This window comes from Acinetobacter sp. HR7 (assembly GCF_000773685.1).
Taxonomy (GTDB): Bacteria; Pseudomonadota; Gammaproteobacteria; order Pseudomonadales; family Moraxellaceae; genus Acinetobacter; species Acinetobacter thermotolerans.
On record NZ_JPQO01000086.1, the window covers coordinates 1 to 14,666 of the forward strand.

12 protein-coding genes are annotated in these 14,666 nt (G+C 43.1%); 8 read left to right on the forward strand and 4 right to left on the reverse strand.

Annotated elements, in window-relative coordinates; all coding sequences use genetic code 11:
• Positions 1 to 129: 129 nt before the first annotated feature.
• From GW12_RS05060 to tig, 4 genes are all read right to left on the reverse strand, one after another.
• The gene (locus tag GW12_RS05060) at positions 130 to 843 is read right to left on the reverse strand and encodes a DUF2846 domain-containing protein (protein ID WP_034584349.1); all 714 of its coding nucleotides are present in this window, start codon (positions 841 to 843) and stop codon (positions 130 to 132) included.
• A 170-nt stretch (positions 844 to 1,013) separates the two neighbouring features.
• Positions 1,014 to 2,324 (reverse strand): ATP-dependent protease ATP-binding subunit ClpX, encoded by a 1,311-nt coding sequence (gene clpX / locus GW12_RS05065; protein WP_034584351.1) that lies wholly within the window; start codon positions 2,322 to 2,324, stop codon positions 1,014 to 1,016.
• Positions 2,325 to 2,353: 29 nt separating this feature from the next.
• Positions 2,354 to 2,959: an ATP-dependent Clp endopeptidase proteolytic subunit ClpP gene (gene clpP / locus GW12_RS05070; protein WP_034584353.1), complete on the reverse strand. Its 606-nt coding sequence runs from the start codon at positions 2,957 to 2,959 to the stop codon at positions 2,354 to 2,356.
• A 194-nt stretch (positions 2,960 to 3,153) separates the two neighbouring features.
• Entirely contained in the window at positions 3,154 to 4,485 is a 1,332-nt protein-coding gene (gene tig / locus GW12_RS05075) for a trigger factor (protein ID WP_034584354.1), read from the reverse strand.
• Positions 4,486 to 4,979: 494 nt separating this feature from the next.
• Between tig and GW12_RS05080 the strand changes: the two genes are divergently transcribed.
• The 8 genes from GW12_RS05080 to rdgB all read left to right on the forward strand — a co-directional run bounded on the left by GW12_RS05080 (position 4,980) and on the right by rdgB (position 14,609).
• Positions 4,980 to 7,283, forward strand: coding sequence for a TonB-dependent siderophore receptor (locus tag GW12_RS05080; RefSeq protein ID WP_034584356.1), 2,304 nt, complete (start codon positions 4,980 to 4,982; stop codon positions 7,281 to 7,283).
• A 118-nt stretch (positions 7,284 to 7,401) separates the two neighbouring features.
• A complete protein-coding gene (locus GW12_RS05085) occupies positions 7,402 to 8,085 on the forward strand; it encodes a Fe2+-dependent dioxygenase (protein ID WP_034584358.1) in 684 nt (227 codons plus the stop codon).
• A 36-nt stretch (positions 8,086 to 8,121) separates the two neighbouring features.
• Positions 8,122 to 9,231 (forward strand): alpha-hydroxy acid oxidase, encoded by a 1,110-nt coding sequence (locus GW12_RS05090; protein WP_034584359.1) that lies wholly within the window; start codon positions 8,122 to 8,124, stop codon positions 9,229 to 9,231.
• 500 nt (positions 9,232 to 9,731) lie between these two features.
• A complete protein-coding gene (gene leuA, locus GW12_RS05095; protein ID WP_034584361.1) occupies positions 9,732 to 11,429 on the forward strand; it encodes a 2-isopropylmalate synthase in 1,698 nt (565 codons plus the stop codon).
• A 112-nt stretch (positions 11,430 to 11,541) separates the two neighbouring features.
• Positions 11,542 to 12,702 carry a homoserine O-acetyltransferase gene (locus tag GW12_RS05100; RefSeq protein WP_034584364.1) on the forward strand — a complete coding sequence of 387 codons (1,161 nt, stop codon included), beginning with the start codon at positions 11,542 to 11,544 and terminating at the stop codon, positions 12,700 to 12,702.
• Positions 12,702 to 13,295, forward strand: a complete 594-nt coding sequence (metW, locus tag GW12_RS05105; RefSeq protein WP_034584366.1) for a methionine biosynthesis protein MetW — start codon at positions 12,702 to 12,704, stop codon at positions 13,293 to 13,295. Before GW12_RS05100 ends, metW begins: the two co-directional genes overlap by 1 nt.
• Positions 13,292 to 13,882: a tetratricopeptide repeat protein gene (locus GW12_RS05110; protein WP_034584368.1), complete on the forward strand. Its 591-nt coding sequence runs from the start codon at positions 13,292 to 13,294 to the stop codon at positions 13,880 to 13,882. The genes metW and GW12_RS05110 overlap by 4 nt, the downstream gene beginning before the upstream one ends.
• 100 nt (positions 13,883 to 13,982) lie before the next feature.
• A complete protein-coding gene (gene rdgB / locus GW12_RS05115; RefSeq protein WP_034584370.1) occupies positions 13,983 to 14,609 on the forward strand; it encodes an RdgB/HAM1 family non-canonical purine NTP pyrophosphatase in 627 nt (208 codons plus the stop codon).
• The last annotated feature ends 57 nt before the right edge of the window (positions 14,610 to 14,666 follow it).

Genomic DNA, 14,666 nt, shown 5'->3' on the forward strand with positions numbered 1-14,666 from the left:
AGATAAAGTCATAAAAAAAAATGAGCGTATTTACATACACTCATTTTTACTACATTTTACTAATATTTGCTTAACTGACTGGCATTACCCATTCAGGGTGCTTTTTTTTGCCTAATTTTAAATCAATGATTACCAGGTCAAAGGATTCCACAATTTAAATGGCGTGGTCAGCTGTACATCCTCGGAAGGATCATATTCCACGGCTTTAATTTTCTGGGCTTTTTTACGTATTTTTCCAGTATTCTGATCTTCTGCGACAAAGTTATAACTATCAGATTTCAACTGGGTATAGGCAATTTCATTCAGACCAATATTTTCAGGCATCAACATCAATGGGCCGGTCTGGGTACGGCGTGTGGAAATATTTTCCTCATCATATTTAATAAAATACGACTGCCCTTCCTCTACGGTGAAATCTAAATATTTCGGCTTCTGGAAATGCATTGCACCGAGTGGACGACTGGTACTCAGACGATAGCTACCCGGTGGCAATTCAAGCCAGTAATAATGGTTATGCAGCAGGCTTGGAATGCGTTCCTGATTAATAAACAGGCTGGCGGCCACAATTTCCTGACGGTTCCATTTCGAATCCGGACGGTATAAATAGACCACCGCTGCCTGTTCATGTTGTGGCTTCACTGGTGTAAAACGTTGACCCAGTTTTTGATTGACCCAACCACCAATGGTAAACATACCGACTCGATGCTGCTCTACAAAGCCCGGCTCTTCGCTCAGATCGATATTTTTCAGTGTTGATGTGAGTTGCTGTTCCTGAACAGCGTGCTTCGAATGACAGCCCATCAAGGTCATACAACTGATGAATACAAGTGCAGCTCCACGCATGCTTTTCCCTCACTGCGTCTTTATTATTTTATGCAGGTATTTAATTCAATCTTCATCTTATTGATCAGGCATCCACGCCCTAGGGGATGAGAGTAACATCGGGTTTATTTTTTGCAAATAAAAAAACGTGCGAAAACCGTTCATTTTCGCACGTTTCTGACGAATAGCAGTTAAGCAGACTTGCTATTCACCACTTTCAGGTCGACCTTGGGTGTCGCAGCCTGTTCCTCAGTTGGCTGACGTTCCGGCAGGAAAGTCGGTGCTGCTTCACCATTAATCACGGCTTCCGTAATCACTACCGTACCGACATCTTTACGGCTTGGCAGGTCATACATGGTTTCCAGCAACGCATTTTCCAGAATCGAACGCAGACCACGTGCACCCGTATTACGTTCCAGCGCTTTTTTCGCCACGGCACGTAAAGCAGATTCTTCAAATACCAGGTCTACATCTTCCATCTCGAACAGATGCTGGTACTGACGGGTCAAGGCATTCTTCGGTTCAGTCAGAATCTGCATCAATGCGTCTTCATCCAGTTCATCCAGTGTTGCAATGACTGGCAAACGACCAATGAATTCTGGAATCAGACCAAATTTCACTAAGTCAGTTGCTTCTACCTGACGGAACAGTTCAGACAGCTTCTTGCTTTCGTCTTTGTTACGGACTTCAGCAGTAAAGCCAATACCGCCTTTTTCCTGACGCTGCTGCACGATTTTCTCAAGACCTGAGAACGCACCGCCACAGATAAACAGGATGTTTGAGGTATCAATCTGGATAAATTCTTGCTGCGGATGCTTACGGCCACCTTGTGGTGGAATAGAAGCAACCGTGCCTTCAATCATCTTCAGCAAGGCTTGCTGTACACCCTCACCCGATACGTCACGGGTGATGGATGGGTTTTCAGACTTACGGGTAATCTTGTCGATTTCATCGATATAGATAATGCCCTTCTGCGCCTTCTCAACATCGTAGTCAGCTTTTTGCAGCAGCTTCTGTACGATGTTTTCCACATCTTCACCGACATAACCGGCTTCGGTTAATGTGGTGGCATCTGCCATGGCAAATGGTACATCGAGCAAACGTGCAAGGGTCTGTGCCAGTAGGGTTTTACCCGAACCAGTTGGACCGACCAGCAAAATATTACTTTTGGCAATTTCAACGCTATCATCCGGTTTTTTACCATTGGTCTGCACTTTCAGACGCTTGTAATGGTTATATACCGCAACAGACAGGGTCTTTTTCGCTACGTCCTGACCAATTACATATTGATCCAGCGCCGCACGGATTTCATGCGGTTTCGGCAAAGGACGATTCGCCCAATCACCAGATTCGACCTGCTGACTGGTTTGAACCAAATCCAAGCATACGTCCACACATTCATTACAAATGTAGGCGTCTTCGCCAGCAATCAGTTTGCCGACTTCAGACTGCGTTTTACCGCAGAATGAACAATGCTTTTGTCCTTGAGTATGTTCGGACATAGTCTCTCCAATATCTCAATCTTTAACACTTATGGACGTTTCGTGAGAACTTCGTCCACGAGACCATATTCTTTCGCTTGCTGAGCAGTCATGAAGTTATCACGGTCAGTATCACGTGCGACTTTTTCAAAGTCCTGACCACTATGTTCTGCCATCAAACGGTTTAAGCGTTCCTTGATGAACAGAATTTCACGAGCATGGATTTCGATATCAGAGGCTTGGCCTTTAAAACCGCCCAATGGCTGGTGAATCATGACACGAGCATTTTCAAGGCAATAACGTTTGCCTTTCGCGCCCGCATTCAGCAGGAATGCACCCATTGATGCTGCCTGACCCATACAGTAAGTCACAACATCCGGTTTGATGAATTGCATGGTATCGTAAATTGCCATACCCGCAGTCACCGAACCACCTGGTGAGTTAATGTAGAGGTGGATATCCTTGTCAGGATTCTCCGCTTCCAAGAACAGCATTTGCGCAACGATCAGGTTGGCCATGTGATCTTCAACTTCACCAGATAAGAAAATTACCCGCTCACGTAAAAGACGTGAATAAATATCAAAAGAACGTTCACCACGAGATGACTGTTCTACCACCACTGGAACTAAAGCGTTTTCAATCGCTGGAACATACATACGTTTATTTATTCCTAAATTTTTTGTGACTTAACCCATAATTACAATATGAGGGATAATTGGCTAAATTGCAAAATATTCGCCACAAATTCCATGATATTTTTTGCATTAGTTTTGTGAAAAACTGATTAGGTCAATGAAAGCTAAAGTATTAAAAAAAGGCGCATAAAGCGCCTTTTTCAGTTCAGCTGAACTTAGCCTTGCTGGCGAGCTTGCTGAGCTTTCAATAGGTCTTCATAGCTAACCTGTTTGTCAGTCACTTTAGCAGCAGCTAGGATGTGATCAACAACTTGGTCTTCAAGAACAACAGCTTCGATTTGAGCACGTTGTTGCTTGTCATTTTTGAAGTATTCAATCACTTCATTTGGATCTTCGTAAGAAGAAGCCATGTCTTCGATATAAGCTTCTACACGTGCTTGATCTACTTCGATTTTCGCATCAGCAAGTACTTTGCTTACCAGTACGCCAAGTTTCACAGATTTTTCAGCTTGTTCTTTGAACAGCTCATCTGGAAGCATGCTTGAATCAAATGCTTTCGCACCTTGAGCACCGAACTGTTGAGTGAACTGCTGGATCATTTGTTGACGTTGACGGTCAATTTCTTGAGTCAGCATAGCTGCTGGAATTTCAACTTCGTTCGCTGCTACAAGCGCATCGAAAGTTGCTGCTTTCACTTGATTGCGAAGACCGTTTTTCACTTCACGTTCCATGTTTTTGCGAACGTCAGCTTTCAGTTTTTCAACGCCGTCTTCTTCAGAGATACCGAAGATTTGCAGGAATTCAGCATCAACTTCTGGAAGTTTTTGTTTTTCAACAAGTTTCACAGTGATTTTGAATTGAGCTTGTTTACCAGCCAGGTTTTCAGCTTGGTAATCTTCTGGGAAAGTTACGTCGATAACTTTCTCTTCGCCTTTCTTCATACCGATGATGCCATCTTCGAAGCCAGGGATCATACGACCAGAACCAAGTACTAGTTTAAAGTCTTGAGCTGAACCGCCTTCGAATTTTTCGCCGTCGATAGAACCTTCAAAGTCGAAAGTGACTTGCATGTCTTTTTTCGCCATGCCTTTAGTTTCAACCCAAGAAGCACGTTGTTTTTGAAGATTTTCAATCATCTTCTCAACGTCTTTGTCGTTTACTTCAGCAGCGTTGCGTTCGATTTCCAGACCGTCGAATTTCACTTCAACTTCTGGGTAAACTTCTACAGTTGCTTCATAAACTAAAGCATCATCTTTCATTTCAGTTTTTTCGATGTTTGGCATACCAACAGCGTTGATTTTCTCTTGTTGGATTGCTTCGAAAACTGTGTCACGGATGATGTCGTTCACAACTTCTTGGTAGATACCAGCACCGTATTCACGACGAATTACGTTTAGAGGCACTTTACCTGGACGGAAGCCGTTGATTTTCGCAGTCTTAGCTGTGCGTTTCAAGCGAGCTTCAAATTGCTCATTAATACGGCTCGTCGGTACAGATACGTTTAAACGACGGGCAACGCCCGAAACCGCTTCAGAAGTTACTTGCATGGCTTCCTCTATATTTTGGTAATAACAGGTTTATAAAAATGTGCCACATTATATGACAACATTTCCAGATATACAAAACACAACGTCATAAACCGCGTTTTTGCTGCTTTAAATAGCAATTTTTCTTAAAAGTCTGCCCTTTTTGGTTCAAATCGGATTTTTAGCCAAATTATTTTAATCCAGGATAAAGATTCTTCAAATTTAAATGGAGCTCTACAGGCGATTACAGCTTTTTATAGAGTTTTTAAGAAGATTTCGTTTATTTTAGTTATCAAAAATGAAATCCTTAGAATTCCCAATAAAAAACACAATAACTATCTATTAATTAGATTTATATAAAATACAAAAACTTATATGTGATTCTTATGATATTTAATTCAATAAACCATTTAAATATTAAATATTAATAGTCATTAACTATGGATATGCAATTCTTAAATTAAATAATAATCATTATTATTCGCATACACAAATAAGCATCCTTCGGGTTCCACATGTCATTCATCAAGTCACGTAAAAAAATCGTTTCCTCTGCGATCGCGTCATCTCTCTCTATGATCGCAATGAACGCCGTTGCGGAAGATCAAGTTATTCAACTTGAAACGATCCATCAAGAAGTTGCGGCTGAAAAAGAACAAGGCTTAAAAGTAGATAATTCAGCAAATAAGAAATTTGTTGCACCGTTATTGGATACGCCTAAATCTGTATCGGTGATTTCTAAACAAATCATTGAAGATACTCAAGTTACAACTTTAAGCGATGCTTTACGTAATGTACCTGGTATTACCCTAGGTGCTGGTGAAGGTGGCAACCCAAATGGTGACCGTCCGTTTATTCGTGGCTATAACTCTGAAAGCTCGATGTATGTCGATGGCGTGCGTAGTGCAACCTCACAAAACCGTGAAATGTTTGCAGTAGAACAGGTTGAAGTGACCAAAGGTTCTGCATCTGCTATGGGTGGTGCCGGTACGACTGGCGGTAGCATTAACATGATTTCTAAAGTGGCTAAAGCAGGTGACTCTTTAGAAGGTTCTGTTGCAGGGGGTACAGATAATTACCAACGTATTACTTTGGATGGTAACAAAGACTTTGGTAACGGCATTGCCGCACGTGTGGCGGTGATGGGTCATCATAATGAAAAAGCCGGTCAGAAAGATGGTGCTGAATATAAACGTGCAGGTATTGCGCCAAGTATTACTTTTGGCCTGGATACCCCTACCCGGGCGACCTTAAGTTATTACTATTTAAAATCTGATGATACTCCTGACTCTGGTGTGCCTTATAACAATCCATTTGCTGCAACCAACGCAAATGCAGGATTAAATGGCAATGGTAAACCAATTAATGTTAAACAAGGCGTTTACTATGGCTGGGAAGATCGTGATTTCCAGAAACAGGAAAACCAGATTGGCACAATCAAACTTGAACATGATTTAACTGATAACCTAACCATCTCAAATATTGCGTCATACAGTAAATCTAAAAATGATTATCTGTGGACCAATCCTGATGACTCAAAGGGTAATATTTACCTAAACAATAGTGTTTTTGCACGAGCAAATTCACGTGTAGCTGATACGGATACTTTTACCGATCAATTAGCACTTACTGGTAAATTCAATACTGGTTCACTACAACATAGCTTTAACTTGGGTGCCGAATATTCTGACCAAGAAAATGATCGTACTCAGTACATTATCAACGGCTTAAATGCTACTGGTAGTGCTTATGAAACGTGTCCTGCTACTGCTCCTGCAGGTTGGTGTACTCCAGTTCACAATCCTAACCGAGGCCCATGGACTGGTACAATTAGCACAGAAGGTGCTGACCAATACAACACCAAAACTAAATCTACCTCGATCTATTTCTTAGACAGTATTGAATTTAATCCTCAATGGATTTTTGACCTAGGTCTTCGCTGGGATAAATTTGATACAGAGCAAACCATGACTTATGGTGCTCGTAACAGTGCTGTCTTAGGATCAGCAACGACTCCACCAACAGCACAAGCTGGTGATCAGGTTACGACCGAAAGCGATACCGACTTTTTCACCTACCAAGCAGGTGTAACTTTCAAGCCTGTTGAAAATGGTTCAATCTACGCAAGCTATGCAACTTCAGCTAACCCTGTAGGCGTAGATGCAGGTGATGGATCTGAAGGTATTGGTGCTAATTACAGCAACTTAGACCCAGAAGAAAGCCGTACATTTGAAGTTGGCACTAAGTGGGATTTATTCGATGATCGTTTAAATTTAACTGCTGCAATTTTCCGTACTGAAAAACAGAATGCTCGCATCCAGCTTGATTCAACCACCTATGCAAATATCGGCGAAAGTAAAGTAGACGGTTTTGAACTCGGCTTAAATGGCAATATCACTGATAAATGGGCTGCTTCTCTGGGTTATACATATTTAGATAGTGAATCTACTAAAAATGGTGTGAGCTGTCGTGGTACCAATTGTACAGATCAAACTGTTTACAATGGCAACCAAATGCCAAACGTTCCTAAAAACAGTGCCACACTTTGGACGACTTATGACTTAACTCCTGCCTTCACTATTGGTGCGGGTGCAGTGGCAATGGATAAAGTCTATGGTGATTTAGCGAATACTAAATATGTACCAGGCTATGTCCGCTACGATGCTATGGCACGTTATAACGTGAACAAAAATGTTGATTTACAACTGAATGTCAACAACCTGACCGATGAACGTTATTTCACTAAAGCTTATGCATCTCACTATGCAACTGAAGCAGAAGGCCGTAACGCAGTCCTTTCTCTGAACTTTAAATATTAAGCGAAACAAAATTCCTTATTTTATATAGGGGATTTTATCTAGAATAGCCTCTGCATAGAGGCTATTTTTGTATATGCTGTCATTATAAAAATTCATTATATTTCTGGAAGGTCTTGCTGTGATTCACCATATTCCAAATGTACTAAGCAAAGAACAGGTTCAGTATTTTCGCAATGAAATGGCGAAAGTCGAATGGATCGATGGCAAGAAAACCACAGGATCACTTTCCGCAAATGTAAAACAGAACCAGCAGCTCCAAGAAGATCACCCTTTAACCCAACATTTAGGTGACATTATTCTGGCAGCATTAGGGCAAAATCCCTTATTTACTTCTGCTGCCCTTCCACTACAAATTTTGCCACCTTATTTTAATCGCTATGAAAATGGCGAAACTTTCGGTTTTCATGTCGATAATGCCATCCGCTGGATTCAAGGCACTAATCAACGTATCCGTACCGATTTATCCTGTACCATTTTTCTAAGCGAACCGGAAGAATATGAAGGTGGTGAACTCGTGGTTGAAGACACTTATGGCTATCATGAAGTCAAGCTGCCCGCAGGAGATATGATTCTCTATCCTTCGACCAGCGTGCATGAAGTAACACCTGTAACAAAGGGATGCCGGATTGCTTCATTTTTCTGGCTGCAAAGCATGATTCGTGATGATGCCAATCGATATATGCTGTTTAATCTGGATCAGAGCATTCAGAATCTTAGAATAGAACTCGGTGACACGCATGCAGAAGTGGTGAAACTCACCAGTCTGTACCATAACCTGATCCGTAAATGGGCTGAGATTTAAATTACGCACTGATCATTTATAAAAGCTGAGCCATCTATGACTGAAAAAAATATCCTGCCGCCCCTGAACCAGATTCCAGCCCATCTGCAAACTATTGCAGACTATGAAATTGAAGCAGAGAAACATCTGTCCAGTATGGTCTGGGATTATCTGCAAGGCGGCTCCATGGATGAAGTCAGTGTCCGGGATAATTTACAGCAGTTTCAGAATATTCAGCTTCTGCCGCGTATGCTGAAAGATCTAACCCAAGGCAACACTGAAATTGAAATTTGCGGACAGAAATTTCCGCATCCGATTTTCCTGGCACCGATTGGACACCAGCAGCAGTTTCACCCTGAAGCCGAAGCCGCCTCTGCCCTTGCCGCAGAAGTCATGGGCAGCAATATCATTCTCAGTACTTTCACCAATACCGATATGCGGGCACTAAAACAGGACAATCCACTCAAATGGTTCCAGCTGTACTGGCAAGGTGATCGGGAAAAATCTTTAGCCTTGGTAAAAATGGCTGAAGCACACCATTATACAGCGCTGGTGATTACGGTAGATTCACCACATACCGGTATTCGTGACCGGGAACGTCGTACCTTTTTCCATTTACCGGAAGGCATGCAACATCCACATACGCCAACGCATATTCCCCTGCCCGAATTAAAAGAGAGTGATCATCCGGTTTTTCATGGTCTGATGAAAATTGCGCCAACCTGGGACGATATTGCCTGGATTGTCCAGCAGACTCACTTACCTGTGATTCTGAAAGGGATTGTGCATCCACACGATGCCCAGCTAGCGATTCAACATGGTGTAAAAGGCCTAATTATTTCCAATCATGGCGGTCGTGTGCTGGACACCTGCATTTCCCCACTGCTTGCTTTGCAGCTGATTAAAAAGGTGGTGCCTACGGATTTTCCACTACTTTATGACGGTGGCATCCGTCGTGGCTCGGATGTATTCAAAGCCATTGCTTTAGGCGCTTCTGCAGTGCTGATTGGCCGTCCTTATATTTATGGTCTGGCAACGGCAGGTGCACTGGGCGTAGCGCATGTGATTAAAATTTTAAAAGAAGAATTTGAAATCACCATGGCATTGATGGGCACAGCAACTATCAAGGATATTCAACCGGAGTGCCTATTTAGCGGGATGGAATGATTCATTTTATTCAGCCCTTTATTTATAGTTTTTTATAGTAGCCTAAACCTAAGAAGATGTTTGGAATTTAACTTATTCACTTATCTGGGTTAACCCTTCTTATGTCCTGTTTGAACCGAGAAAAACTGTTATTGTGAAATATGGATTGCAACACTAATATATAAAAGAAAAAATTTAGCTATATTGGATAATCCAAGGAAAATTAAACACCATATATGCAGTTGAAAGAAATTATTTTCTAATTTAAATCAATATAAGAAAATCTTTTTAAAGATAAGACTAAAATCCATAGAAAAAGCAAAAACTTTTCACGTATTCTGGACTAGAATTTAAGTATAGACAGGTGCATCGGTCGATCCCGATGATCAAGACTTAAAAGCCAAGGATTGATCGAAGTTACCCTCACCTGCCAGTAAATGATTTATAGACAAAATCTATATGTAGACCCAGCAACCGCTTCAATCAAGAGGGTATGCCAGGCTACTTTAAGGAGCTCTCTCATGATGTTGGCTGATCCAAGTAAAAAATACCGTCGCATGTATCAACGTGTGGACTTACCAGACCGTCAATGGCCGAACAATGAAATCACTAAAGCGCCGATCTGGATGAGTACTGACCTGCGTGATGGTAACCAGGCGATCTTTGAGCCAATGAACATCGAGCAGAAGTTCAAAATGTTCCAGATGTTGGTGAAAATCGGTTTCAAACACATTGAAATCGGTTTCCCGTCTGCATCTCAAATCGACTTCGACTTTACCCGTAAGTTGATCGAAGAAGGTCATATTCCTGATGACGTGTATATCGAAGTTTTGGTACAAGCACGTGACCACTTGATTCAACGTACATTCGAAGCGTTGGAAGGTGCAAAACGCGCAATCGTGCACATCTATAACTCTAACTCTCCAACATTCCGTAAAAAAGTATTGAATGTGGACGTTGAAGGTGCCAAACAATTAGCAATCAATGCTGCACAAAAAGTAAAAGAATATGCAGCAACTCGTCCTGAAACTGAATGGGTATTCCAATATTCACCAGAATGCTTCACCGCAACTGAATTGGAAGTGGCAAAAGACGTTTGTGATGCTGTAACTGAAATCTGGGAAGCATCTCCAGACAATAAAGTGATCTTGAACTTGCCAGCGACTGTCGAAGTGTCTACACCAAACGTTTACGCGGATCAGGTGGAATGGATGCACCGCAACATCAAGCGTCGTGATGGTGTGATTATCTCTGTACACTGCCATAACGACCGTGGTTGTGGTATCGCAGCATCTGAATTGGCAATCATGGCTGGTGCTGACCGTGTTGAAGGTTGTGTATTCGGTAATGGTGAACGTACTGGTAACGTGGACGTGGCAGCGATTGCCTTGAACATGTACACCCAAGGTGTGGCACCAAACTTGGATTTCTCGAATATCAACGAAATCATTGCCACCGTTGAAGAATGCACAGGCTTGCCAGTCCACCCTCGCCACCCATATGCAGGTGACTTGGTGTTCACCGCTTTCTCAGGCTCGCATCAGGATGCGATCAAAAAAGGTTTCGAGTTCCAGAAAGACGAAGAAATCTGGGATATGCCATACTTGCCAATCGATCCAAAAGACTTGGGTCGCGACTATGATGCCGTGATTCGTGTCAACTCACAGTCTGGTAAAGGTGGTATCGCCTACTTGTTGGAATCTAACTACAACGTGATCTTGCCACGTCGCTTGCAAATCGAATTCTCGCAAGTGGTACAGAAACGTACTGATGAAGACGGTACTGAAATCAGTGCAACTGAAATCTGGAAATTGTTCAAAGAAACTTATGTTGCAGCAAAAGATGCACATTATTCTGCGAAGAACTACAAGTTGGCTGATGAAAATGGCAGACAAGTGGTTGAACTGGATATCGAAGTCAACGGCGAAACTCAGCACTTGCGTGGTGAAGGTAATGGTCCGATCTCTGCGATTATGGATGCATTGCAATTGCCAATCGACGTGGTGAACTACGAAGAACGCAGTGTCAGTGCCGGTGCACATGCTAAAGCCTTGGCATTGGTGGAACTTCAAGTGAAAGGTACAGGTAAATCTGCCTTCGGTGCAGGTGTACATGACAACATCGTCACCTCTTCAATCGAAGCGATCATCGCATGCACCAACCGTCTGATTGAGCAAGGTGTGTTGAGCACTGAACAGGTGATTGCTGCTGCCGTCTAAACCCCGGCATCAAAATTTACAATCATCCATAGTACGAAAATGACTTTAGAAGGATACCCGCAAGTGGTATCCTTTTATTATTCATACTAAAGATTTAAGGCGAATTATTCCCGTGTCTTTTCCTGCAGACTCCGTGGGCCTTGTAACCCCACAAAAGTTCCAATTTGAAGAGCCGCTAGAGCTTGAATGCGGACGCATCCTCCCCCGTTTCGAACTGATGGTAGAAACTTATGGCGAACTGAATGCCGATAAGTCCAATGCCATTTTGATTTGCCATGCCTTGTCAGGCCATCACCATGCGGCCGGCTATCATCACGAAGATGACCGCAAACCCGGCTGGTGGGATTCCTGTATTGGCCCGGGTAAAGCCATTGATACGTCCAAGTTCTTTGTTGTCGCGATCAATAATATTGGGGGCTGTCACGGCTCAACTGGCCCAACTTCACCCAACCCTGAAAATGACAATCGCCCCTATGGTCCAGACTTTCCATTAGTGACAGTACGCGACTGGGTCAAAACACAGGCAATGCTATCTGATCGTCTTGGTATTGATATCTGGTATGCCATTGTCGGAGGTTCACTCGGTGGCATGCAGGCGCTGCAATGGTCAGTGGATTATCCAGACCGTCTGCAAAAATGCGTGATTATTGCCAGTGCGCCGAAACTGTCTGCACAGAATATTGCCTTTAACGAAGTGGCTCGTCAGTCCATTCTGTCTGATCCGGATTTCTATCATGGCCGTTACTTAGAACATGACAGCTATCCAAAACGTGGTCTGATTCTGGCGCGTATGGTCGGTCATATTACCTACCTGTCTGAAGAAGCCATGAAACAGAAATTTGGTCGTGACCTGAAGTCCGGCAAATTTATGTATGGTTTCGATGTGGAATTCCAGGTGGAAAGCTATTTGCGCTATCAAGGCGAGCAATTTAGCCGTAATTTCGATGCCAATACCTACCTGATCATGACAAAGGCATTGGATTACTTTGATCCATCACGTGAATATCAGCAGTCACTGGTAAAAGCGATGGCCCAAACCAAATGTAAATTCCTGGTAGTCTCTTTCACAACTGACTGGCGTTTCTCACCTTCACGTTCTGTTGAAATCGTGGATGCCCTCATTACTAATCATAAGCCTGTCAGCTACGTAGATATTGATGCTGAGCAGGGCCATGACTCCTTCCTGTTCCCTATTCCGCTATATGTGAAGTCACTGCGTGCCTTCCTGGGTGGTGAAGAACTATTAAAATCAACACCGAAGGAGGCTGTGTAATGCGTATTGATCAACAATTGGCAGAACGTTGGATTAACCCGGGTTCACGCGTCCTTGACTTAGGTTGTGGTGATGGTGAATTGCTGGCCCATATGAGTAAAAAGCACAATATTCGTGCATACGGGCTAGAAATCGATCAAGAAAAGATTGCAATTGCAGTCAGTCGCGGGTTAAATATTATCCAGCAGGACTTAAATCTGGGATTAAGTCGTTTTGCAGACCAGTCTTTTGACTATGTTGTCATGGCACAGGCTTTGCAAGCTGTAGATGCACCTGACGTTTTATTGCGCGATATGGTGCGGGTGGGTAAACAGGCGATTATTACTTTCCCGAACTTTGCTCATTGGAAGACCCGTTCTTTCCTGGCACTCAAAGGGAAAATGCCTGTTTCGGAAGCGTTGCCGTATATGTGGTATAACACGCCGAACATCCACTTATGTACCTTCCGTGACTTTGAAGCACTTTGCGCGGAAAATAACATCAAAATTATTAATCGACTCGCTGTAAATGGGGATCAACAAGGCAGCATGCTCAGCAAGCACCTCCCTAATCTGTTTGGTGAAGTCGCAATTTATCGAGTGAGCGCTCTATGAAAAAATTATTACTAAGTACGACGCTACTGGCTGGACTTTTTAGTATTCAAACCCATGCAGATTATGTTGCTCCAGCTCCTTCTGTGGCGAGCCAAGCCGCACAGTATTCCGTGATGGACATTAACAGTCTGATTAAGTCTGCCAAAGCAGGTCAGCCTGCTGCACAGTTCTATCTGGCGACCCGTTACCAGTATGGCAAAGACATTCAGAAAGATGAAAAACAGGCATTTGCCTGGTACAAAGCAGCTGCAGACCAGGGCCTGGCAGTGGCTCAGCTGAATGTGGGACGTATGCTGGCAGATGGTATTGGCACCAAGAAAGATGAAGCTTTAGCACGCCAATATTTTGAGAAGGCAGCCAGCCGTGGCGACAACCGTGCCAGCTTTAACCTGGCGATGATGGAAGAGAAGAAGAAAAACTATATGGGTGCTTACCAGTGGTATGAACTCTCTACCCGTGATGGCATGCTGGACAATAAAGTGATTACGCTTTCTGAGGGTAAGAAAACTGCTCTAGCAGCCAACTTAACTCAAGAACAGATCCGTCAGGCGCGTGACCGTGCAGATAAATGGATTCAGGCACAATAAACTGAATTTATTAAAAGGCACCTTCGGGTGCTTTTTTATTGGCTGTTTGGGTCTAGGGGTTGTTAAAATAAGCCCGTTTTTTAAATTCAGAGTAATTGATATGGCTTCAACTGACTGGTTATCCCAAGGCACACTGGTACTAGCAAGTAACAACAAGGGCAAAATTGCCGAGTTTAAAAAGATGTTTGCCGAGCTAAAATTACCGGTTGAAGTGGTTCCTCAAGGCAAACTAAATATTGAAGATGCCGTTGAGGATGGTTTGAGCTTTGTTGAAAATGCCATTATCAAAGCACGTCATGCCTCTAAGATTTCTGGCAAACCAGCGATTGCAGATGACTCTGGTATCTGCGTGCCTGTTCTTGGTGGTGCACCGGGCATCTATTCAGCACGTTATGCAGGTGAACATGGCAATGATGCTGCGAACAATGAAAAATTACTGGCTGACCTAAAACCACTCCGCAAAGACGGCGAAGCGATTGAGGGTATGTTCGTGTGTGTACTGGTACTGGTACAACATGCAGAAGATCCATTGCCACAAATTTTCCAGGGCATCTGGAAAGGTGAAATTCTGGAAGCACCACGCGGTGAAAATGGTTTTGGTTATGACCCATTGTTCTGGTTACCTGAACTGGGTATTGCGAGTGCTGAAATGAGCAAGGAAGAGAAGAATAAAATCAGTCACCGTGGTCAGGCGATGCAGCTGTTTAAAGCGAGTTTGGAAAAATAAATCTAATTTGTAAAAGGAGTCTTCCCTCCTTTTAAGAGCATAGGTATCTACACAATT